This window comes from Oscillatoria sp. FACHB-1406, from assembly GCF_014698145.1.
Lineage (GTDB): Bacteria > Cyanobacteriota > Cyanobacteriia > Cyanobacteriales > Spirulinaceae > FACHB-1406.
On the sequence record NZ_JACJSM010000001.1, the window covers coordinates 538,428 to 561,281 of the forward strand.

The 22,854-nt window shown below is 47.6% G+C and carries 23 protein-coding genes; 12 read left to right on the forward strand and 11 right to left on the reverse strand.

What is annotated here, in order from left to right; all coding sequences use genetic code 11:
• The first annotated feature begins 171 nt into the window (after positions 1 to 171).
• Positions 172 to 579 (forward strand): hypothetical protein, encoded by a 408-nt coding sequence (locus H6G50_RS02305; RefSeq protein WP_190712848.1) that lies wholly within the window; start codon positions 172 to 174, stop codon positions 577 to 579.
• A gap of 331 nt (positions 580 to 910) precedes the next feature.
• On the opposite strand, the gene H6G50_RS02310 is transcribed toward H6G50_RS02305, so the two are convergent.
• Together H6G50_RS02310 and H6G50_RS02315 are read right to left on the reverse strand one after the other, a co-directional pair.
• Complete coding sequence (locus H6G50_RS02310) at positions 911 to 2,602, reverse strand: sodium:solute symporter family protein (protein ID WP_190712849.1); 1,692 nt, start codon at positions 2,600 to 2,602, stop codon at positions 911 to 913.
• Between the two features lie 29 nt (positions 2,603 to 2,631).
• Positions 2,632 to 2,886 (reverse strand): DUF4212 domain-containing protein, encoded by a 255-nt coding sequence (locus tag H6G50_RS02315; protein WP_190712851.1) that lies wholly within the window; start codon positions 2,884 to 2,886, stop codon positions 2,632 to 2,634.
• A 161-nt stretch (positions 2,887 to 3,047) separates the two neighbouring features.
• On the opposite strand from H6G50_RS02315, the gene H6G50_RS02320 reads away from it, so the two are divergent.
• Complete coding sequence (locus H6G50_RS02320) at positions 3,048 to 4,022, forward strand: ABC transporter ATP-binding protein (RefSeq protein ID WP_190712853.1); 975 nt, start codon at positions 3,048 to 3,050, stop codon at positions 4,020 to 4,022.
• A 101-nt stretch (positions 4,023 to 4,123) separates the two neighbouring features.
• Positions 4,124 to 5,005, forward strand: coding sequence for a Uma2 family endonuclease (locus H6G50_RS02325; protein ID WP_190712855.1), 882 nt, complete (start codon positions 4,124 to 4,126; stop codon positions 5,003 to 5,005).
• Positions 5,006 to 5,103: 98 nt separating this feature from the next.
• Here H6G50_RS02325 and H6G50_RS02330 read toward each other — a convergent pair whose 3' ends face one another.
• The 3 genes from H6G50_RS02330 to rpsP all read right to left on the reverse strand — a co-directional run bounded on the left by H6G50_RS02330 (position 5,104) and on the right by rpsP (position 6,872).
• A complete protein-coding gene (locus H6G50_RS02330) occupies positions 5,104 to 6,078 on the reverse strand; it encodes a PhoH family protein (protein WP_190712857.1) in 975 nt (324 codons plus the stop codon).
• Between the two features lie 118 nt (positions 6,079 to 6,196).
• Positions 6,197 to 6,631, reverse strand: coding sequence for a KH domain-containing protein (locus H6G50_RS02335; RefSeq protein ID WP_190712859.1), 435 nt, complete (start codon positions 6,629 to 6,631; stop codon positions 6,197 to 6,199).
• Complete coding sequence (gene rpsP, locus H6G50_RS02340; protein ID WP_190712861.1) at positions 6,624 to 6,872, reverse strand: 30S ribosomal protein S16; 249 nt, start codon at positions 6,870 to 6,872, stop codon at positions 6,624 to 6,626. Before rpsP ends, H6G50_RS02335 begins: the two co-directional genes overlap by 8 nt.
• A 223-nt stretch (positions 6,873 to 7,095) precedes the next feature.
• Here rpsP and H6G50_RS02345 point away from each other — a divergent pair, with 223 nt between their 5' ends.
• Positions 7,096 to 7,689: a fasciclin domain-containing protein gene (locus H6G50_RS02345; RefSeq protein ID WP_190712863.1), complete on the forward strand. Its 594-nt coding sequence runs from the start codon at positions 7,096 to 7,098 to the stop codon at positions 7,687 to 7,689.
• Between the two features lie 131 nt (positions 7,690 to 7,820).
• On the opposite strand, the gene H6G50_RS02350 is transcribed toward H6G50_RS02345, so the two are convergent.
• From H6G50_RS02350 to H6G50_RS02370, 5 genes are all read right to left on the reverse strand, one after another.
• On the reverse strand, positions 7,821 to 8,297 hold the full coding sequence (locus H6G50_RS02350; protein ID WP_190712865.1) for a CRR6 family NdhI maturation factor: 477 nt from the start codon (positions 8,295 to 8,297) through the stop codon (positions 7,821 to 7,823).
• A gap of 6 nt (positions 8,298 to 8,303) precedes the next feature.
• Positions 8,304 to 8,549 (reverse strand): hypothetical protein, encoded by a 246-nt coding sequence (locus tag H6G50_RS02355; protein WP_190712868.1) that lies wholly within the window; start codon positions 8,547 to 8,549, stop codon positions 8,304 to 8,306.
• A gap of 183 nt (positions 8,550 to 8,732) precedes the next feature.
• A complete protein-coding gene (locus H6G50_RS02360; RefSeq protein WP_190712870.1) occupies positions 8,733 to 11,321 on the reverse strand; it encodes a DUF3536 domain-containing protein in 2,589 nt (862 codons plus the stop codon).
• A 407-nt stretch (positions 11,322 to 11,728) separates the two neighbouring features.
• The gene (locus H6G50_RS02365) at positions 11,729 to 12,694 is read right to left on the reverse strand and encodes a 50S ribosomal protein L11 methyltransferase (protein WP_190712872.1); all 966 of its coding nucleotides are present in this window, start codon (positions 12,692 to 12,694) and stop codon (positions 11,729 to 11,731) included.
• A 91-nt stretch (positions 12,695 to 12,785) separates the two neighbouring features.
• Complete coding sequence (locus H6G50_RS02370) at positions 12,786 to 14,075, reverse strand: glucose-1-phosphate adenylyltransferase (protein ID WP_190712874.1); 1,290 nt, start codon at positions 14,073 to 14,075, stop codon at positions 12,786 to 12,788.
• Positions 14,076 to 14,389: 314 nt separating this feature from the next.
• Between H6G50_RS02370 and H6G50_RS02375 the strand changes: the two genes are divergently transcribed.
• The 5 genes from H6G50_RS02375 to H6G50_RS02395 all read left to right on the forward strand — a co-directional run bounded on the left by H6G50_RS02375 (position 14,390) and on the right by H6G50_RS02395 (position 19,138).
• Positions 14,390 to 15,853, forward strand: a complete 1,464-nt coding sequence (locus H6G50_RS02375; protein WP_190712876.1) for an ATP-binding protein — start codon at positions 14,390 to 14,392, stop codon at positions 15,851 to 15,853.
• A complete protein-coding gene (locus H6G50_RS02380) occupies positions 15,850 to 17,352 on the forward strand; it encodes a tetratricopeptide repeat protein (protein ID WP_190712878.1) in 1,503 nt (500 codons plus the stop codon). The genes H6G50_RS02375 and H6G50_RS02380 overlap by 4 nt, the downstream gene beginning before the upstream one ends.
• Positions 17,353 to 17,641: 289 nt before the next feature.
• Positions 17,642 to 18,046, forward strand: a complete 405-nt coding sequence (locus H6G50_RS02385; RefSeq protein ID WP_242032667.1) for a UPF0175 family protein — start codon at positions 17,642 to 17,644, stop codon at positions 18,044 to 18,046.
• Positions 18,043 to 18,534 carry a DUF3368 domain-containing protein gene (locus H6G50_RS02390; RefSeq protein ID WP_190712880.1) on the forward strand — a complete coding sequence of 164 codons (492 nt, stop codon included), beginning with the start codon at positions 18,043 to 18,045 and terminating at the stop codon, positions 18,532 to 18,534. The genes H6G50_RS02385 and H6G50_RS02390 overlap by 4 nt, the downstream gene beginning before the upstream one ends.
• A gap of 445 nt (positions 18,535 to 18,979) precedes the next feature.
• On the forward strand, positions 18,980 to 19,138 hold the full coding sequence (locus H6G50_RS02395; protein ID WP_190712883.1) for a hypothetical protein: 159 nt from the start codon (positions 18,980 to 18,982) through the stop codon (positions 19,136 to 19,138).
• 253 nt (positions 19,139 to 19,391) lie between these two features.
• Here the strand turns inward: H6G50_RS02395 and H6G50_RS02400 are convergent, their stop codons facing one another.
• Entirely contained in the window at positions 19,392 to 20,414 is a 1,023-nt protein-coding gene (locus H6G50_RS02400; RefSeq protein WP_190712885.1) for a tetratricopeptide repeat protein, read from the reverse strand.
• A 298-nt stretch (positions 20,415 to 20,712) separates the two neighbouring features.
• Here H6G50_RS02400 and H6G50_RS02405 point away from each other — a divergent pair, with 298 nt between their 5' ends.
• From H6G50_RS02405 to H6G50_RS02410, 3 genes are all read left to right on the forward strand, one after another.
• Entirely contained in the window at positions 20,713 to 21,834 is a 1,122-nt protein-coding gene (locus tag H6G50_RS02405; protein WP_190713027.1) for a trypsin-like serine protease, read from the forward strand.
• 14 nt (positions 21,835 to 21,848) lie between these two features.
• Positions 21,849 to 22,052, forward strand: coding sequence for a hypothetical protein (locus tag H6G50_RS23950; RefSeq protein WP_206756558.1), 204 nt, complete (start codon positions 21,849 to 21,851; stop codon positions 22,050 to 22,052).
• A 73-nt stretch (positions 22,053 to 22,125) separates the two neighbouring features.
• A complete protein-coding gene (locus tag H6G50_RS02410) occupies positions 22,126 to 22,821 on the forward strand; it encodes a hypothetical protein (protein WP_190712886.1) in 696 nt (231 codons plus the stop codon).
• Positions 22,822 to 22,854: the final 33 nt, after the last annotated feature.

Below are 22,854 nucleotides of genomic sequence, written 5' to 3' on the forward strand. Positions count from 1 at the left end.
TCGGTCACTCTGGCTTCGCCGCTAAAATTTAAGAGACTGCGGGTTAATTAGCCTGCTGACCTTTTCGAGCTTCTATCCCGAGCCGCGTCGTAAATTCTTACTAGCGGTAGATTTGAACCGGAATGCAGCGGGAGTAAAGTTGAGCGAAGTTAAGGATTTGGATTTCCCGGAATGCTAAAACATAAATTGATTGGGATCGGACGAACCATCTTGTCCTGTATTGTTGTAGGATTTATTGCGCTTGGGTTTGGCTTCGCGACTCCACAGCAGGGGATGGCTGCCCCTTTACCAACCCTTATCGCTGATGCAGCAGATGCAATCCCAGAGCCGAACCCCGCTGAAGGGGCAAAAAAAGCGGAAAAAGCTTCCGAGAAAATTTACGACGGTTTAGAAGAAACCAAGCAAAATATTGGTAAAACAGAACCGCGCAAGGATGCAATGGACTACGCCCGAGGCCATGCCAGTAAGCGTTTGGAAATACTAGCCGATAAAGCTGAAGCAGCAGCACGCGGAGAAGATTCCCTTTCTGAAGTCGATAAAGTCAATATCGATCTTATGCTAAATCCTCAAGGTCGCTAAAGATTGTTAAAATCGGGCTTTTCCTAACAACTTGAGATCGATCGAGAAGCTGAAAAGAATTACAATTCATAAAGCTTATAAGTTTTCAAGAATTTGATAAAGAAGGCTAGAGAATCAGTTCATTCCTCGCTCTTGAGAAAATGCAATTGACTGCATTGCTGACTTTTTGCTTTTTTTGATTGGATACTAATTCTCATTGATTTTGCACGATTCTCGAAGAGGGCATAACATTGTTATGCCCCGGAGAGCAAAAAATTTAGTGCATCGCAATTGAGAATAGGTATAAGGAGATGCAATGCCCACCCTACACCTTTACTCGTAGAAACTTGTCTCAATCAAGCTGTTCTTCACCAACATCGGAGAGAGGAGGCGGCGCATCTTCTGGAGAACGCAAGGTTTCAACTAACTCTTGAATTTCAGCAGGTGGCGGCGGCGTTACACGAGAAACAATTAGGGTGACGAGGAAGTTTAAAATCATGCCGACAGTGCCGATTCCTTCGGGGGAAACTCCGAAAAACCAAGGCGACATCCCATAGAACTTTACGCCGACAATGTAGAAGACGGTAAATAGCAATCCGACAATAATACCCGCGATCGCGCCTTCTCGATTGGTGCGCTTGTCGAAGATTCCAAGCAAAATAGCAGGGAAGAAACTGGCAGCAGCTAAGCCAAAAGCAAAAGCGACAACTTCGGCGACAAAACCGGGCGGATTGATGCCAAAATAGCCCGCAATTGCGATCGCGAATCCAACCATAACGCGCCCCACCATCACCCGTTGTGATTCGGATGCTTGGGGATTAATCATGCGGAAATAGACATCGTGGGCAATAGAACTCGAGATCACTAATAGCAGTCCCGAAGCCGTTGAGAGGGCAGCGGCGAGTCCTCCTGCGGCAACCAGCGCAATCACAAAGGGCGAAAGTTTGGCAACTTCCGGAGTCGAAAGAACGATGATATCTTTGTCGATTTTGATTTCGCTGGCTTCTGGGGTAGGCGCTAACTCAATGCGACCGTTATTATTTTTATCGGTAAACTCTAAGAGTTTAGTTTTTTCCCATTTTGTGGCCCAGTCGAGTTGTTGAATTTCGGCGGGAGTTTTGTCATGCAAGCTGTCAATGAGGTTGTAGCGTGCAAAGGCAGCAATGGAAGGTGCAGTGGTGTAGAGAAGGGCGATAAATAGCAGCGCCCAACCAGCGGAATATCGAGCGGCGCGAGGGCTAGTAACGGTGTAAAAACGCACGATAACGTGGGGGAGTCCTGCGGTTCCGACCATTAAGGCAATGGCGATAAAGAGGACATCCAACATCGATTTGTTGGCGAAAGGTTGGGTGTATTCTTTGAAACCGAGGTCGAGTTGAATTTGGTTGAGTTTGGGGACAATATCGCTGAAGGTGAAGGCGAGTTGGGGGATGGGATTGCCCGTGAGAATCCAAGCGATCGCGATCGCGGGAATTAAGTAAGCAACGATTAAGATAATGTATTGGGCAACCTGCGTCCAAGTAATGCCTTTCATCCCGCCCAACACGGCAAAAAAGCCAACAATTACCATCCCGATAATTACGCCCGTCTCGACGCTAACTTGTAGGAAGCGACTAAAGACAATACCTACGCCGCGCATTTGTCCGGCAACATAGGTCATAGAGATAAAGATAGCGGCGACGACTGCCACCAAGCGGGCGACATTGGAGTAGTAGCGATCGCCAACAAAATCAGGTACGGTATATTTGCCAAATTTCCGCAAATAAGGCGCTAAGAGTAGGGCCAGAAGAACAAATCCGCCCGTCCAACCCATTAAATAAATCGAACCGTCGTAACCGAGAGTTGAGATAATCCCCGCCATTGAGATAAAGGAAGCGGCAGACATCCAATCGGCGGCGGTAGCAGCACCATTAGCGATAGAAGGAATTCCTTGGTCGGCGACAAAAAAGCCTTTGCTATCGCGAACGCGCGACTGCCAACCAATGTAGGTATAAAGGATAAAAGAAAGAATGACGATGATAGTCGTCCAAGCTTCAACTGACATGATTTTTGCGAGAGTCCCAAGCGGCGAAATTACATTCGGTTGTTATATTTGCGATCGATTTTGTCCATTTGGATCGCATAGATAAAAATGAGGATGACGAAGATTACAATCGAACCTTGCTGCGCCAACCAAAATCCGAGCGGCAAACTGCCCAAGCGTATGCTATTGAGCGGCTGGACGAGCAAAATACTGCCGCCTAACGAGACAAGCGCCCAGACAAGCAGGAGGTTGCGAATTAACGTCGTATTTTCGCGCCAATACGCGCGACGGCGATCGGAGTTCATCTTGAATCGCGTTGTTTTTAAAAGGAAGGAATGGAAAGATTAGTCTACACTGGAGTTTGACCGAGGATGAGAATTTCGTATTTTTCGTAACAAATTGTTCGGCGATCGATTTTTTGATAATATTCCTCGGATACAGTACATAAAAACTCTATTATTGCTCGATGGTTTCCCCCGTTCCCAAACCGGAAAAAAATAACCAACTCGAACCCGCCGTACAAACCTGGGAGTTAGGAAAAGTTTATCGCACGGGTTTTTGGATGAACCAAAAAGTAGAATCGCTGAAAAACTGTTCGCTGACGGTGTATCGAGGCGAAACGTTTGGGTTATTAGGGCCGAATGGTGCGGGAAAAACGACGCTATTTAAGGTATTACTAGGGATTATCCGACGCAGTGGCGGCAGAGCGACGATTTTGGGGCAGCCGATTGGCGATCGCGCCGTCAAGCATCGCCTCGGATACCTCCCCGAAAATGCTTATTTTTACGATTATTTAACGGGATGGGAGTTTCTTTCTTTTGTCGCGGGATTGTTCGAGATTCCGCGATCGATTCAACGCCAGCGCATTCCCCAATTATTAGATTTAGTCGGTTTATCGGAAGCAACGGCGAAAAAGAAACAATTGCGCCAGTATTCTAAGGGAATGTTGCAGCGAATTGGTATGGCGCAAGCGCTGATTAACAATCCTGAATTAGTCTTTCTGGACGAACCGATGTCGGGTTTAGACCCGATGGGACGCTATCGAATTCGTCAAATTATTCTCGCGCTTCAGGAAGAGGGAAAAACAATCTTTTTTAACTCGCATATTTTGTCTGATGTGGAGCAAATTTGCGATCGCGTTGCCATTCTTGCCAACGGAGAATTAATCGGGAGTGGAACCTTAGACGAACTGTTAGGAACGACCGAAGCCTTTCAAGTGGTCGGAAAAGGAGGAAATGAGGAAATATTGCGGCGTTGGGTGGCTAATCTAGAATTCAAATACGACGGTTGGCACGGACAGTTGACGGGCGATGCGCAAGAATTTATCGCGACGTTGCGGTTGATGAATGGGGAACTGTTGAGCATGACGCGCGATCGCGTTTCGCTGGAAGATTTCTTTATCCAACAATTGCGCGATCGCGGCATGGATGTCAGCCGTTGATAATCCCCAAATAAACTGTAACGCAATCCGAACACCCCCAATTCTTGCCCGATTGAGTAGCATAGAAACAACATTGCCCCCCGTAACCTCCGCAGACTGCCATGTCCCAAGCTGCACTCACCCCACCCCCAATTATCCTACTTCCCACCGAAGACGACTTACCCTACGACGACGGTATCCCGATGGAAACCCCACGACATAGAGCGCAAATGGAAGTTTTGATTAACGCTCTCGACTCCTGGCTGGAGGGGCGCGACAATGGCTTTGTCGGCGGCAATATGTTCGTCTATTTTAGTGCCGAACAAGTTCGCGATCGCGACTTTCGCGGGCCGGATTTCTTTGTCGTTCTCGGAGTCCCCAAACGCGAGCGAAAAAGCTGGATTGTCTGGCAAGAAAGCAAAGCGCCCGATGTCATCATCGAGTTACTTTCCTCCAGCACCGCTCTTTTCGATAAGAATGAGAAAAAACTCATCTATCAAAATCAATTGCGGGCTTCGGAGTATTTCTGGTTCGATCCCGATAATCCGGCAGATTGGGAAGGCTTTATCCTCGACGGCGGGGTTTATCAACCGATTCCCCTCAACGAACAAGGGCATAGAATTAGCCGTTCGCTCGAACTTGCACTCGTGCGCTGGCAAGGTAGTTACCGAGGAGTTTATACAACTTGGTTGCGCTGGGCAACTTTGGACGGAGAATTATTGCCCCTGCCACAAGAACTTGCCGAACAAGCTCAAGAACGCGCCGAACAAGCCCAAGAACTTGCTGAACAAGCCACAGAACTTGCTGAAGCCGAACATCAACGCGCCGAACAAGCTCGAGAACTCGCCGAACAAGCCCGAGAACTCGCCGAAGCCGAACATCAACGCGCCGAACAAGCCGAACGGGAACGCAAAGCAGCGATTCCTAAGCTTTTGGCGATGGGATTGACGGCAGCACAAGTTGCTGAGGCGTTAAATTTGCCGATTGAGGCGATCGAGCAATAGTCAAAAGGGATTGACATCAGTTAAGAATTGTGCGTTACCAATGGTCGGGGTGAAGGGCTATTTGTCCCTATTCTCTAGCGAGCGATCGTTGAGAACCGTTAAACGTTAGCTCGCTTGGGTTGTTCGTAGCTTTCGTAGGCTGCAACAATCTTTTGGACAAGCGCATGGCGCACCACATCGGCGGCGGATAAGTGACAAAACGCAATTCCTTCGACGGATTTTAGAATTCTTTGGGCGACAATTAACCCCGACTCTTGAGCGGACGGTAAATCGGTTTGCGTGACATCGCCGGTTACAACCATGCGGGAATTCGCTCCCAAGCGAGTGAGCAACATTTTTAACTGCGCGGGAGTCGTATTTTGGGCTTCATCGACGATAATAAAAGCGTTATTTAAAGTACGACCTCGCATATAGGCAATGGGGGCAACTTCGATTTTGCCGCGTTCCATTAAATCGGGAATTTTTTCGGGTTCGATGAATTCGTAGAGGGCATCGTAAAGCGGGCGGAGGAAGGGATTGACCTTTTGTTGCAAGTCTCCGGGGAGGAAACCGAGTTTTTCTCCGGCTTCAACGGCGGGGCGCGTCAGAATCAAGCGTTCGCATTCATCATTAAGGAGTGCTTGAACGGCGAGAACGGCAGCGAGAAAGGTTTTTCCGGTTCCGGCAGGGCCGATGCAAAAGGTAATATCGTGGGTTTGAATCGCTTGGATGTATTGGCGCTGGCGAAAGGTTTTAGCGCGAATTTGTTCGCCGCGACGGGTACGGGCGAGAATTGTTTGTTGGAGGTCTTTATATTCGTCAGTGCGTCCGGTATCGATCGCGTGGAAGGCTGTCTCAATTTCAGCGCGGGCGATGGTTTTTCCTTCCTTCCAGTAGGGCGCGAGAGAGCGCACTGCTTTAACGCAGCGTTCGACAGCCTTTTCTCGCCCGGAAATAACCACTGTATTTCCGCGCAAGACAACTTTCGTCCCAGTATGCTGCGAGAGAAACTTTAAGTTTTCCTCTTTTTTGCCCGAGAGCGCGATCGCGCTTTCAATACTCGGTAACTCAATGGTTTGAGAGACTTCGCTCAATACAGTTAATAGAAATCAGCAATCAGTGTGTAAAGGCGGGTTTTCGGAACTTACCGTGTTATCAACTCACCCTGCGCGGAGTGGAGCGAGGAGCCGCGAGCAACTCCCGCCCCAACGCTTAATGAGGATGCGATCCGCGAAGCGGATCCCTTCGGGCGCGAGTCGCCGGTTTAGACAGAGAGGAACGTTGAGGACGCGGCTTTCGGTGCTTGTTAGTTTCTTCCGAGCCATCCCCAGCACGCTCTTCCGAGCGATTTCGCTCGTCTTGAGTGCCGTAAATATCTAAGTAGACGGACTGAGCCGCTCCTCGGGCTGCCGCTTCGAGGAGGGTGCGAATCGCCTGGATATTGCGTCCCCCTCGCCCCCAAACTCGCCCCCGTTCGCGCTCTTCAAAGGCAACTCGAAGCCAAACTCGTTTGCTGTGATTGGCTTGTTCGCAATTAACGTGCAGCGCCTCGGGAGTTTCTAAGAAGGGTTCAATTAGAAATCGAACCAGCCCCACATAGTCCGGGCTGGTGGATTCAAGGGGAGAAGGGGTTTGAGCTTCAGGCATTGACTTGTTCTAAGACTTGAGCTTTTCTGAGAATACTGCGTACCGTTTCTGTGGGCTGCGCGCCTTCTTGAAGGCGTTTAACGATGGCGGGTACATTTAAGCGAGTTTCGTCGGTTCTGGGATTATAGAACCCTAGCTCCTCAATGGAACGACCGTCGCGGCGATCGCGGCTGTCCATTGCGACGATGCGGTAGCTAACTTCTCTTTTCTTGCCGTAGCGTTTTAGTCTCAGTTTGATCATGGAATCTCGAACAGTTTACAAATTCTCCTTTCCGATCCTACACAGATCGCAGGCAGAAAGCAACGGCTCTCCTATCTTAGCTCTTCGAGACGTGCCGTCGCTAGGAACAGTGTACTGATGCGTGCTGGGCAGAGCGTCAAAATTTTTCTATGGGAAAATTTTAACGAATTTGCCATAATTCTAAAGTTCGTTACTGTCAACCTTGAAGGGAAATTCCATTTTGATGATGCTGTTCAGAAAAGCGTTAACGCGCAAGTCCATTGTTGTGGCAAGCGTTCTCGGATTGGGCGCGCTGAGTTTGCCCGCGATCGCGCAAAACCTGTCTTCCCCCGCACCGGGCGCGATCGAACTCGCTCAAGCTCCCGCTCCAAACATCGTCGGTGTTGCCCAAAACAATCCCGATTTCAGCACGCTGGTTAAAGCCGTTCAAGCCGCCGGATTAGCTGATACTTTAGCCGGGAACGGGCCTTTCACCGTGTTTGCGCCCACCAACGAAGCCTTCAATAAGCTTCCGCCCGGAACCCTGGATACGCTCCTGAAACCCGAAAATCGGGATTTACTGACCGATGTTCTCAAATATCACGTCGTCCCCGGTCGCGTTCCTTCCGACGACCTGAAAAATGGCGGACTCGATACGCTCAATGGCGGTGTTGCCGTGCGAAAAACCCCCGATCGCGTTATTGTCAACAATGCTAACGTCGTCGCGCCCAACGTCCCGGCTAGCAACGGCATCGTTCACGGGATCGATCGCGTCCTCATTCCGATGGCCGTGCGCGATCGACTCGCTCAAAGAACGCCTGTACCTGGTTTATGGTAATCGTTAGCAACAAAGTGAAACGCACCAGAATTATTCATTGTGCCTCACTCTTCGTTCGCTTGACTTTTTCTTAAAAATCGTAGAGACGTTGTATACAACGTCTCTACGATCTCTTATCGTTATAATTGCAATCAATCCAGCAAGGTGAAAAAACTTTCATCGAGGTCGTAGCCCAACATTTGCGCGAGCGCTTTTAACTTTGTCGCACTAGAAATCCCCTGCTGTTTCAACCAATCCGAAAGGACAAACATTTTATTCATCACAAAAATTTCTAGAGCTTCGGGATTATATTGAATTCCTTCAGTACGGTTGAATTGATGGGGAACAAGCATCGCGGTGTAGCGGTAAATTTCGCCAGATTTTCCATCGAGTAGAAAGAAAAACCAGGGATAGCGCGCATCCAAGCGAACGAACCACAGACGAATTTCAGGAATTTCTGAAAGTTCGCGCGGATCGTCTTCCTCTCGGGAATAGTTAATTTCAAAACTGACTTGCTGTTCGTAGCTTGCTAGCATTCCTTCTGCTATCTGTTTCGTTACAAACGTTTCGACAGGCGACAAGTCTAAGGCGTTAATGGTGGCGGAATTCAGGGCGATGCTGATACTCATTTTGGGCTAGTCTTCAAGGTTTTCTGATTTTTCAATAACTTCCCCATCAATAATTTCGTATCCCCAACTTTCGTAGCGTCGCGCTAACTGTTTTGCAGCTTCATATTCCCCAATTTGGCACAGTCCGGAAAGTTGTTGATACAGTTCTTCTTTTTGCTGCCGTGCTTGCTGCTTATTGTGTTGCTTCCGTTCCCTTGGGGTTACAGGAGAACGCTCAATTTTTGAAGGATCGATCCGCGCAAGCTTTTGCATAGTTCTTCATTCAGTAAGGCTTGCTGAATAATGGATAATGGACAGTTGACAATGGATAACGTCTTTCATAATGGATAATTGATAACGTTCGGAGCCGTTAATTGCTTTGTTAAGACCTAGTTTTTTCGCTACATCATCCCTTGTCAATTACTCCCGGCGTTATCCATTATCCATTATCCATTATTAATTAAGCCACGAACTCATATCGACTCCCAAACTTTGCCCCAAACTTAGGAGAATCGGTACTTGCTCGGATTTCCAGCGGCAGGGAATCGAGGCGGGCGAGTGGGTTTCCGATTCGAGACAATACGGCAAGATGTGACTGTGGAAGAAGCGATAGTACAACTCCTGGACGCGCTCGAGCAGGAGTCCGAGGTGCAAGCTGTTGCCGATCGCGATCGCGCGAGCAATGCGTTCGCTTTCTGACTCGAGTTCGGCGGGATCGCTGCGATCGAGCAGATTTTTCAAAGCCGCCGCGATAAACTGCTCCAGCATTACTCTCGCTTCGGGAATCTCTAGCTGACAGCGCATGGTATTGGCTTCCACCGCGATCGCCTCTAATTCCCCAAAATATTGCTCGATTTGCTGGGGATCGTCGCTACTAGCTGCCAATAACCGTACCATTGTCAAACAGCGATCGGATAAAGCCAAATTAGCAGCAACTTGTAACTCTGGCGGAACGGGCAGTTCGTCGCGATGGAAGGCGCGCAACACGCCATAATTATCCCGATAGATTTGAGTGTAAAGCCGATCTAACTTCGCGCGCGTATTCTCAGTCAATTGTTGAATGATGCGATAGCGTTCCTCAGCGAACAAGTCATCCAAATTAAAGGCGAGATCGCCGAAAGTTTGCGTCATCGCCACCATCATTCGCGTCACGCTGGCGCGATCGAGCGCCTCAAATAGCTTATCTTTAATTTGGTTGTAGGCTAAACGCCCGCCGAAGGGTTGAAGGCAGCAGTGAAAATCCCAGCCGCCTAAATGCAGTACCGCAAAGGCAAACTCGGCACTTTCCCGCGTAATTTCCGAGATTAAGCGCAGGTGTCCGACGGCTAACGTCATCGGTCCCATTTGCTGTTTTTGGTAGTCAAACTGCTCGGTTTGGTAGCAATAAACGCGATCTTTGCTTTGGTAGCTTTCAAAAAGCGCACTAATCGCATAGTGGGCGGCGACTTGCTCGAAACTAACGCGCGCGGTGGTAACGAGGCGATCGTAAACGATTGCGCCGTTGCCAAATCCTTCAATATTGCTCGGCGCGGCTTGCAAGCGGCGGCGAAATTCCGGTTCGAGTTGTACCCCCGCGATATCCCCCGCTAATTCGATCGCTCGAGCCGCATAACGCAAAATTTGCACGCCTTCCGGACGCGACAGTTCTTCAAAAAACCAACCGCAACTGGTAAACATAAACAGGGCGTTACGCTGCATTTCTAATAACCGCAGCGCGTCGATCTGTTCGGTTTGGCTTAAAGGACGACATTGATGTCGATAGAGGAAGTTAATTTGCGTTTCGGGGCGGCGATCGCGAATCACTTGAATATATTCGTCCCGCGCTCGCCAGGGATCGCTGAAATAGTGCCGCCCCGAACTTTCGTACACTTCCACAACGCGATCGCGCAGCCAATTGAGGCTCTCGCGCAGGGGTTTGCGCCACTTTTGATGCCAAGCCCCACCGCCGCCGCAACCGCAGTCATCCTGCCAGCGATCGACTCCGTGGGAACAACTCCACGCCGTGACGGGCTTCAGTTCGACTTCCCACGTCGGCGGATTGCTGCTTAAATAATGGGCGTAGTTCGTCACCGTCCAACCCCGATGGGGGATTTCTTGGGTAAAGGCGTAGGCGAGAGATTTTTCTGTCCCGCGTTTGTGATGTCCGAAGGTTTCGCCGTCGGTGGCAACGCTGATTAATTGCGCGGCGCGGCGATCCCCGCGCACGGCTAGGCCCAAACGCCCGACAAAAATTTCGGAACTGTTAAGGACATCGTTAAAGCCCATATCCCGCGAAATCGGGCCGTCGTAGAAGAAAATATCAATAAAGCGATTGTCGTTGAGGAAGCACCGATAGGGACGGGTGGGATCGATCTGCCCGCCGCCGACTTCGTGCCATTGGGGATCGCTGTTGCCTTCACTGGGGATCGCGCGGTAGCGGGCGGCTTGGGAAGGTGCAAGGATAATAAATTTGATGCCTTCATCGATTAAGGCGGCGATGGTTGCAGCATCGACTGCGGCTTCGGCTAGCCACATTCCTTCGGGATCGCGCCCGAAATGGGAGCGGAAATCGGCTTTCCCCCAGCGAATTTGGGTGTATTTGTCCCGTTTGTTGGCCAGGGGCATGATGATGTGATTGTAGACTTGCGCGATCGCGTTGCCGTGACCGTTCAAGCGTTCGGCACTTTTGCGATCGGCTTCGACAACCCCGTCGTAGGTTTCGCGATCGTAGCGTTCCAGCCAGGACATCAGCGTCGGGCCGATGTTGAAGCTCATATACTCGAAATTGTTAACGATCCCCACGACTTCGCCGCGATCGTTGAGGATGCGTGCAAAGACATTGGGACGGTAGCATTCGCGATCGATGCGTTCGTTCCAATCGTGAAACGGATAAGCGCTCGATTGGCGCTCGATCGCGTCTAAGTAAGGATTTTCCCGAGGCGGTTGATAGAAGTGTCCGTGGATGGTTACGCAAACCCCCGTAGCGGGTTGCGATGGTTGCGATTCCTGCGATCCCCCGACGACGGGCGAGGGGTTGGCAACAGGGCGAAGGCTAGTGTAAGTCATAGTATTGCCACAAATAGAACAAGGAGTCGCTTATCCTGGATGCACCGACCACCGCCGACGGATATCGAATCTCGTGCTGCTCTTTGCAAGCGAGAGAACCTTCAGCTTTGGGGTCAATTAATTGTTAAAAGTCTAAGGGTCTGTTGATAACCGATTTATTTCACGACCGGATAAGCGACAGGGTGAGGATTCAGTTCGCGCGTGGCGCGGTTTGCTAATATTCTGAACGATCCTTATCACCCAACTTAACACTTTTTTTTGAAAAAGTTGAATTCAATAAATTATTAGATTTGTCAAGTATTTTTTAGCTTTTATTTGGGATCGCTAGAAGTTAAAGGGAGGACGGGGTTGAGTGAAGTGAGCGTTGTACTGGCGGTTGTTCTTTTGCGAACTTTGTTTAAGGGCAATTAAATATTATTTAAAAGTTGCGATCGCGAAATCGGCATACTCAAAAACGTCGATTGTTTGAATTCGGCTTTTAAATCGGTTTCATCGCCCGCTCTAAAAACGCGAGTCTGCCAGCGCCAGATATAATTGCCTTTGACTAAATTTGCTTGCAATTTAACGACGACGCGATCGCGTTGCGCCAACTCAACCGGGTGCAACCAAGGGACAAACGCCTGTTTGTAGATTAACTCGGGCTGTCCCGGTGCATTGGAAAACGTTACCCCATCGGCTAAAGTCGTATCGAACCACAACCCCAAACCGCACGCTTCGCCGGGACGTTCCACCGTCCAGCTTAATTCGGCGCTGGCATTCGGATTTTCAACCGTGGCGTAATCTAAAGTTAGCCAGCATTGGGGTTCGACTAAACACTGTTCCACCGAAAAAAGCGCCTGTCGCCAAGTATTGACCATAAAGCGCCGCCCTGCTTGTAAATTTAAGTGGTAGGGTTCGTCTTCCCAGGGGGAAAGATGCTGGCGGTAGAGTTCTGGGGCTGTTACTAAAGTCGCCCACAGGCGATCGCACTTTGGGATTAAAATACCATCGGGGGCGAGCAAGCGCGATCGCGCGTCGATGATTGTCGGGATATGTTCTCCGAATAGGGGCAAAATTCCGCGCAAATCCGATAGAATCACATCAGCGGGATTCTCGAGATTAACCGCTGTCGAGAGCGCTTGGATAAACTCGATGCGATCGCGATAACCATTATCCCGTGCCATTTCTCGCGCAATCTCGATCGCTGGCGAAGGTTCGATCGCGTAAACCTTCCGCGCCCCCAATTGACAGGCGACCAACGCAAAAAAGCCCGTCCCCGTACCCAGGTCGAGAACGACTGAATCGCGCCTTACAGCACCTTCTAGCACCCGCACGTAAGCTTCAATCCGAGGGCGATCGGCAATCATTTTGCCATAGCCCGAAAGACTGTACATCTATTCAATTGACTACAAAATTGATTCGGGTCGGAGGAAGACGAACTCCGGTAGAAATTTCTTCAGGTATACATCTTCCCCAAAACCTACACTAAATCACCGTTCCATCGGGAATCGTTGCATTCTTAAGAATTACCACAATTCCACTGCGAATATAGAACCCTAAATCTTCGCGAGCCGCCTCATGAACTCGCTCTTTATTTAAGATTAATACTTTGCGACCGATGCGAGCGTTCTTATCGATAATGGCGCGCCGAATGATCGTTTCTTCGCCAATTCCCATTGGAATTTTTCCCTCTCTTTCAGCAGAAACCCGCTCGGCAAAAGGTTCGTAATAATCCGCCCCCATCACCAGCGTATCTTCAATTTTGCACCCTGACTCGACTCGAGAGCGAACGCCTAAAACCGAACGGCTAATCTGACATTTTTTGATCAGACAGCCATCCCCGATCATCGATTCGATCACCTGACTATCTAAAAGCTTACTGGGAGGAAGATAACGCGGACGGGTATAAATCGGAGCCTTTTCATCGTAAAAACTAAAAGGCGGCGCAGGCTGTTTAGTCAAAGCTAAATTCGCATCGAAGAACGCTTCGATCGTTCCGATATCTTCCCAATAACCATTAAATAAATAAGCCTGAATGTTGTAATGTCCGCTCGCACTCGGAATAATTTCTTTTCCGAAATCTGTTTTATCGGGATTTTCTTGCAAAAGCTTCTCGAGAACCTGCTTTTTAAAGACATAAATCCCCATCGAAGCGATGTAAGGACTTTGGCGAGCTTCTTCTGGAGTGAGGCCGAGAACCGTCGTATCGACTTGCATTTGTTTTAGCTCGTTGCCCGTCGGTTTCTCGCTAAAATCAATTACCCTACCGTTACCATCGATCTTCATCAGACCGAAAGCGGAAGCTCGTTTGTCGTCAATGGGAACGACCGAAAGCGTAATATCTGCACCCGTTTCTCGATGGCGTTCCACAAACTGACTGTAATCCATCCGATAGAGATGGTCGCCCGACAAAATAATATACTCATCTACATCCCACTCTTGGAATAACCAGAGATATTGCCGAACTGCATCGGCTGTTCCCTGGAACCAACTCGGGTTTTCAACGGTTTGTTGAGCGGCGAGAACTTCAACAAACCCTTGAGTAAAGCCCGAAAAATTGTAAGTGCGGCTGAGATGTCGATTCAGAGAAGCTGAATTGAATTGAGTCAGAACGTAAATTTTGTTGATGTCTGAGTTGATGCAATTGCTGACGGGAATATCGATAAGGCGATATTTTCCAGCCAGCGGAACTGCGGGTTTTGCCCGCAATTTGGTTAATGGATGAAGACGGCTACCGGCACCGCCCCCTAAAATGATCCCTAGTACATTTTTCACAAGAACCTCTCGACTGCCGCTGCTTGACTTCACACTGTTAAGTTTAAGGCGGTGTGGATCGTCTGGTAAGGGGGAAGGGCAAATTTCCTGTTAGTCGAGAGAGGCGATCGAGATATTCGCTTGTTTTTGGTACAAAAGAACTAAGCTGAAGCCCGGATTCGAGCCGCAATTTCGGAAAATTTTAGATCGCTAAACTTCTGGCATCATAAAGATTTTTGAAACAAGCAAACCAACTTGCGTAAAAATCCTGCTTTCAAGCTGAGACATTAATGAAAAAATGAATTAAGCCAGCAGACGCGGGCAATAACACAGCGATGGATTCAGCCGTAATTCAATCTCTGGTCGAGCGACTCGACGAACTTCTGGAGCAGTACGAAGAACCGAAACTTAACTCTCGCGAAAGCGCGTTGCTGCGAGGCACTCTTGGCGGTCAGAAGTATACCCATCTGAGCCAAGAGCCAGATAGTGCCTTAGCTTACTACCAACCGGGCTACATCGGCAAAGTTATTGCCCCTCCTTTGTACAAACGTTTAACTCGGGTTTTGCGAGAAGTAGGCGTTCTGAAACCCACAGAAACGCTGACTCAAAAAAAAGCACCGGAATATTTGAGTCGGCTGCTCGATTTTCCGAGCAGTCCTGCGGAATGCAGCGCGGAAAGCGAGAGGGATAGCGAACTATTTTACTGGGTTGGGAGAAAAAGCGCGATCGCTCAATGTCGAGAAAAACTGCTGCAAGACTGCCGCATCCTCGAAATTCTCGGCATTACCGGAATTGGTAAAACCTTCCTAACCAAACGCCTCCTCGCCGAACCCGCCCTTAAAAGCGCCTTAAGCGAAGTCATCGTCCTCAACTTTGAATCGCCGCGAACCAGCTTCGAGACGCTCGTTGAAATGCTGTTGGGCGACGCACTCTCGGGCAACCCCGAACTCTACGGCAAATATCCCGAACGAGTGATTCGCGCCCTCGTCACCGAGTTGCAGGATTCCCCCCATATCGTCATTCTCGATATGGTTGAAGAAAGCCTGGAGTCGGATGGAGAGGGACAAATCCGCTTTAACGACTGCCGCTTCACGCAACTACTCGAAGAAGTTCTGCGCGTTGCGACAATGCCCAGTCGTATCATCCTGACCTCGCAAATCTACCTTCCCGTCCTCAACGAAGGGCGCTACCCTCTACGAAAGTACGGCGTAACGCTTCAAGGACTCGACGAAGAGGAAAGTTTGGAACTCTTTGCCAAACGAGAGATTATCCCTTCCTCGGAATCGGCTCTGTACTGCCTCAAACGCATTATTTGCGCCCATGCCGGACACCCGCTGACCCTCCGCACCATCGCTGGCGAAATTCGCGAAGCGCCTTATGATGGCTCAATTCTGGCCTATTGGAACGATTACGGCAGCGAAATCGAAGGCGAGGCTGCGAGCAACAATGAAAATGCTCTTTTTGTCCCTCGCTTGGATTGTTATAGTCCCCAATTGACCGATTACGTTAAAATTCGCGTCGAAAAAAGTTTCGATCGCTTGTTGGATTCTGCGCCCCTTGCCGCTTACCTCTTGGCGATGGGCGCGACTTATACCGAAGCAGTTCCGCGCAACTTTTGGTTGGATATGATTTCCGAGTATCCCCAAAATGAGGCGAAGCTGGCTTTCCTAAGCTTGCAACGTCGCTTCTTGCTCAATGCCGTTCGAGAGAGCGATCGCGTTTTTTACAGCGTCCATCCTTTGATTCGTCGAGTCGCGCTCGAAAATGTGGACAGAGCATACGCCAGAATACAATCATGATGAGTATATGCGATCGCGCGCTTCATTTGCAACATTTCCAACGGGAAAATCTGAATTCTTTTCGACAGACGCGATCGGAAAAGTTAGTGTTTGTGCCGCCAGGAAGTCCTATCGATCCGGAGCTTCAAGCGCTGCTTCCTCGCTACAAACAAGTGCTGGTTAAAGGGATTAATTGGTTGCAGTATCAAAGCTCGGAAAACGAAGCGCCCCTGACGCGATCGCAAAATAATCTCAAAGCCTTCGATGCCTTTTGCGAACTCGAACTCTGGAGCATTGCCAGGGAACTGTTATGGCATCCTTTTGATGCGTTTCAAGATGGTAGAAGTGCTTTTTGGACTCCCCTCGCGCCTGTCGTGCCAACCGACGCTCCCGACACGGCTAAAAGTGCTTCAACTTGGGCAGCATTTCTCGTTAAAGAAGGGTTCTATCAAGAGGAAATTCAGATTTACTCCAAGCTGTCCCAGCGTTTCGATCGCGCTTTTGAATGCTTCTGTTTGTACAAAATTGCGGCTGCATACCACGCGCTTGGTCGATTTTGGAAAGCGAAGGAGTTCTATCAACAACAATTGGAGTTGGCTCGCGCGATCGACCATCGGGGCGCGATCGTACAAGCATTAAATGGCTTAGGAAGGGCTTTTCACAAACAGATGAAGAATGAAGAATCTCTCAAATATCATCATGAATGTCTTGCCCTTGCCGAACAGCTTCAAGATGCTGGAATTATTAGCGAAGCTTTATATTATATTCATATGGTCTACGATCGAATTTATCAATTTAAAACCGGAATGATTATAGCCAAACGAGCATTAAATTTAGCGCAAGCGATAAAATGCGAGCCATTAGAGGGTGTAATTGTAGGGAGTGTTGGTATGTCTTTAGTTCTACAAGCAAAATTTAAGCAAGCATTACCTTACCTCCAGCAACAATTGTCGATTGCAAACCAAGCGGGAACGCAGCGCGATCGTTGGATTTCGCTTCGCGATCTCGGCGGTCTTTATACAGGATTAGGAGATTACGATCGCGCTCTTTCTTTATTCAATGAAGCGCTGAAGTTAGCCGGAGGTTCTAATCTTTACAGTAACTCTGTTTTATACTACGACATCGCATTTAATTGTATTCATGAAAAGCAATATAAAGCTGCAGTCGATTTCTTTAAAAAAAGCAGAAAGAATGCACGAAAATTAGCTAACGTCGATTGTGAATTAAACATCTACTATTCACTTTCTTACTGCTACGCTTGCTTAAAACAGTTTTCTCAAGCGCGGCGTGCTGCCTGGAAATTGCTTTGCCTCAACCGGAAACTACAAGATCGAGTCTATAAAGGGTATGGTTTACTCGTTCTCGCCAATGTAGACTGGCATACCGGCAAAAAAATAAAGGCACTGAAGCTGCTTATAGGTGCTGCTATTATTCTCTTTAAATATCGAAACCTATACGACGTTCGCTACGCTTTTGGAGTTGCCTTCGACACCATCTTGGATTTTTTTAAACGGAAGTAGCGATATTTTTACTATTTTGATAAAATAAAATCATAATTTTTTTTTGCTAGTATAGCGGTTTTCACATGAATGAGGTATGCCCAGCAGGCAAATACCATTCGCCCCTACCAATTTCATTTTTGGATTTGTACCTCATACCAGTTCTCATCGATTTTGCATGATTCTAGAAGAGGGCATAGCAGTGCTATACCCCTACAGCAAAAAAATTAGTGCATCGCGATTGAGAATTGGTATCACACAAAAGAAAAACGCTAGATCTTGATAGTGGTCTTCATTTCTTTTACTTACTATGAATACTACACTTGCGGAACATCGAAAGAAAATATCAAAAATCATTGATATATTGCCGGATAGCGCCCTGCCCGAACTTTTGCTATTCCTCGAATATATGCAATATAAGTTCGACTCTTCATCGATATCATTCTCCGAATCAACTTCCGAACCAAGCTCTGATTTTACGCTACCCAAGATTCTCCTGAAGCTCGCAAATATTCCTGACGCAGAACTAAAGCTAGAACTTGCTCTTCTTCTCTTTAAGCAAGAAAAAATTACTTTAGGCACTGCCAGTCAAATAGCAGGTCTCAATCAACTCGAATTTCAACGCCATTTAGGTCGCCGTCAAATTCCCATCCATTATGGAATTGATGATTTTCGTCAAGACTTAAAAACTTTAGAAACCGAACTATCGGAATGATTGTTGTCAGCGATACTTCCCCTATTTTCTATCTTTCGACAATTGGTAAACTCGATCTTCTTCATCAATTGTATGAGAACATCCTTATCCCACAGGCAGTTTTTAAAGAAATAACTAATATTGGGAATACTGAGCCAAGTGCTACGACTGTACCTACCTTAACTTGGGTTCAAGTTCGGGTAGCGACCGACAGAGATTTGGTGGAACGCTTGCTAGTCGAACTCGATATTGGTGAAGCTGAAGCGATTGCTTTAGCACTTGAATATAAAGCAGATCGCCTTCTTATCGACGAACGATTGGGAAGAACCGTAGCCCTACGTTTAGGGCTGCAAGTTACAGGAGTTTTAGGAGTTCTTGTTACGGCAAAACGTAGAAACTTAATTCAAGAAGTCAAACCTTTACTAGATACATTAATCGAGCAAACTGGTTTTTGGCTCGATCGAAAACTTTATGCGGAAGTTTTAGAAGCTGTTGGGGAATCAGTCTGAAATGTTGTTTTTTCAGATTGGGTAGTGGTATAGCGCTGCTCGAAACGCGAACATCCGTTTTTAAACACTGAAAGTCTTGGCTGGTAGGCGCTGCCCATCCTCTATAGAAGTTTTCATGTGAGGTACACCGCGCGGGTGAATACCATTCGCCCCTACCGATTGAATTTCAATTTGTGTGCCTCATCCATTTGAAAAACGCTACAAAATGGCTCGGTATACCTCATCCATTGAAAAAATGCTTTACCGCATTCCTCGTCTTTTGTCAAGAAGGTATTGACCCAACGAGGAAAGATTTTGAATTTTTGAATATTTTTTCGCCTACCCGTCTCAAATATTCAAAAATTCACAAAAAGATAATGAATTTTTGAATTGCGTTTTCAATCTCCTAGCTGTTTAACTAAAGGAACGCAAAGAATATTCCCCTTTTTAAATAGAGAGAAGATTGATGATGCTAGCTATCAATGCGATCGCGTGTGGCCCCAACTTTTCTGAAGCTTTTGCATGGGCTCGATCGCTCGCACCCAGTTTTGAAAACGCAAAAGCAAGCTATCACCTTGAAGAAGATGACGACGACGATCGCGATGATATCGTACCGACTCGCTAACCAACCGTTATCGAGCGTGCGATCGCCCAGGCGAATTATTAGTAGGGTGGGTTAGGCGCGGTAACGGTTTTGAGGGAAAAACTCATAACTTTTCAGAAGCGCCGTAACCCACCATCTTCAGCTTAGCAGTCTGGAATACTTTTTCCTCGATAAGGTCGGAAAAGCCAGATGACTGAGAACTTCAATTCATTTTAACGGTAGGAATGTTAAATTCAACTTCCCTACGCTGTCGAACTCAAAAAGGCGACACTTTTTATTCAAGGATTTTGAGAAACTGACGGGCTTGACTCTGCCAAATATCGAGTTCGGGAAGTCTCCAAGGTCGCTCCGAGGTTCTGTTCTTGTCTAAATTGAATCCTTTTTCCCAGAATAGACGAGCGCCCTCTGTATCTTTTTGGATTTCCCGGACTTGCGCTAATAAATAGTAGGCATCGGAGCGAGAACTGTCTAACTCGATCGCTTTTTGTAAGGAGTTTTCTGCTTCGCTGTTGTTTCCTTGCTGGAAATATGCCCAGCCTAAATTTTTATGGAGGGTGTATTGTACTTTAGGGTCTTTAGCGCGATCGCAATAGCGTAAAAGTAGCGCGATCGCGCTTTCACTTTCGCCATCTCTAATTTTCAAACGGGCGAGATTATTAGCAGCATCGGCACCAACGCTCTGCTTAGATTGTGTCGCGCGTTCGTAGTGTTGCTTGGCAAGGTCGAGTTGTCGCAACTCTTCGTAAGCCGAGCCTAAATTATAGTGGGCTTTCCACAATTCTGGCTCAAACGCGATTGCCCACTTTAAATAAAAAGCCGCATCGCCAAAGTTGCCTTTTAAGTAACTGTTGGAACCAAAATGGTTGAGCTTCTCAGCAATGTGCTGTTTCTCCCATGCGTCGGAAACGTTGCGTTCCAAAGCGATTAACAATGGCTCTTGACTCGGTTGGGGGATGGCGAGTAACTGTTCGACGATATGGACTTGCTCTGGAGCGGGTTTATCGATCTCGTCGCCGTTTTCGGGTTCGGTAGGAGTCGAATATCCCAGTAGTTCCGGTTTGTACTTGGCAATCAGGGCGACGACGCGATCGCGTTTATAGGTTCGTCCCTCACTCTCCTCGCTCTCAATACCCAACGCTTGACAAATGCGCTCGATGTGCTTGCGGATGGTGGTGCGATCGATTTCGAGGGATTCCGCGATCGCGCGATCGCTTTCCCCCGCCAGGACTCGGCGTAACACTTCTTTACGTCGGGGAGTGAGTTTGCTGAAAGCGCGATCGAATTCTTCTGGGTTCATGGGTTTTGGGCGATGCGGGAATCTGCCACGGGTGCGACTGTATTGATTGTAGGGGGTGGGTGCGCGATCGCAGGGAGACGCGAAGCAGTGCAATTTTGGAAATGGGTCTTGACAGTTAATGTTTAGTGTCACTAAACTAAGCTATAGTCACTCATGCGACTTTAGGTGCATTATACAGGCGTGGCAAGAGGAGATAGTCGCTTAATTGCAAGCTTTAAGGACGATATTTGCTCGACACATTGGGCTTCACCTTGGAAGGATTAGACAGCAATTTGACTCATTTTGATAGGAGTATTTCATGTACGCTACAAAAAATCCATCGTTATTGTCCGCAACCTTAATCGCGATCGCTACAACTATCGGTGTTTCCTCATCTTTAATGCCAGCTAAAGCCGGAACCATCCGTAGCGATCGCAGCGACTGGGAATATCGCAGCCTTGCCAATAACTTTTCTAGCGTTGGCTACCTCAGCGCCCGCAATAATTCTAGTGGCTGGGGATGTTCGGGAACCCTAATCGCTCAACGCTTTGTGTTAACAGCAGCCCACTGCGTCGAAAATTCAAGTACCGGGTGGATGAACCAAGGCACTTTTTGGCTGGGCAATCAAGGTTATAGCGTTAACCTTGTCGGTGCGAATACCGATTGGTTCAATTCAGGACGGGATTTAGGTTCTGGGGTTGACTTAGCCATATTGAGTTTGAGTCAAAATGTCTGGAATGCGAACCCCGCAATGTTGTACGACGGACGCGACGAAGACTTAAAAATGGGAACTTACGTCGGTTACGGCGCAACCGGAAATGGAGATACGGGTTACTACTATTATGATTACAACAAACGGGCAGGACAAAATACGATTGGAATTGGCACCCGTTTGGGCTGGAGCGATCGGACATTAGTGTCTGATTTTGACGACCCTCGCACGGCACAATGGAACGAGCCATTGAGTCAACCTCGTAACCTCGAATATCAATTGGCTCCCGGAGATAGCGGCGGCGGACTCTTCATCGACGGACGACTAGCAGGAGTTCATTCTTTCATTAGTAGCACCGATGGAAACACGAATTCCAGCTACCGCGATAGTTCTGCTTCAGTGCGCGTTTCCTCCTGGACGAGTTGGATTCGCGGTGCAGCGAATTACCTCGCGCAGTGGACGGGACAACCGACACCGCCAATTGCTAGCAGCGGCGGAACAACCTCTAACGGAGAGGGTTGGAATCGTCAAGCAGAGGCTCCGTTAGCTCCCCAGTACGACTGGTTTGACGACCAAGTGTTTGTCAATTTCATCACCGATGTAGACTTTGCTCAACACGATCCGGGCAAACCTGTCGATCCGACTCCAGCAACAACGCCCGAACCCAGCGCTCTCTTAGGTTTAATGGCGCTTTTCGGATGGATGAAATTGCGGAAACGCGAGCGCTAAATTTTTAACCTAGGATGAAATACGCGATCGCGCGATCGCTTTCCCCCGCCAGGACTCGGCGTAACACTTCTTTACGTCGGGGAGTAAGTTTGCTGAAAGTGCGATCGAATTCTTCGTTTTACGAAGCAATAGGGGTTACAGCGAACGAAAAAATGAGGCTTTCGGCTTATCCCGAACTGACGTTAACTCATTTTTATGGTAGATGGGTAGGCGTTTAAAAACTTAAATTTTACTATGATTTGTAAGTATCAAAAGGTTGGTATCAGACCAATATTAATAATCATATCAACATTGACGTTTTCCTCACTATTAGTAAGCTGCTCTGATCGCAAGCTATCAACAACTTTAGCAATAGATATTTCAGAATCAAATGTTGCTAATACAGAAAATCACAAGTTAATGGAGGATATGTGTAAGGTAGTTACATTACAATTGCGAAGCTCAGATGCATTAACTATAGCTAGATTCAACTCTAGCCCAGAACCCTCATTACTAAACAAAACTATTACCCAGTCTAATAGCCAACAGTGGCGAGATCACGGTAAGAGTATTTGTAAGACTTTATTTCAATATAATATCTCTAAAAATTTTGCGCCTCCCGGAACGGATATTCGGAGAACTTGGCTCTCTTTTTATAAAAACTATGAAAAACAAAAAATAATGTTTCTTCCTCAAAAAAAAGATATGCCAGTTGAAGTTTTTATAGCTTTAATTGACTCCCTTGAGCCTGTATCACAAAACGGGCAGGAAAAGTATAATATAGAAAAATTTAAAGATTCAGTTCAAACATTCATTAATGATGGAAACTTTGTTTTTATATACGTTTTTAACCACTCTGACAGACAGGATTTAGCGACAGATTTGGATTTTGTAGATAATACTTCAAAACGCTTAATATTTCTGGATGAAAACTACCAAGCACAAATAGATGATATATACTCACAAGCCAGAGCAGAAAAACGCAATGGTCAGGATAAAAAAAGTTAACTTTTGTATTCGTTTAGTCATATAGGAGCGTAA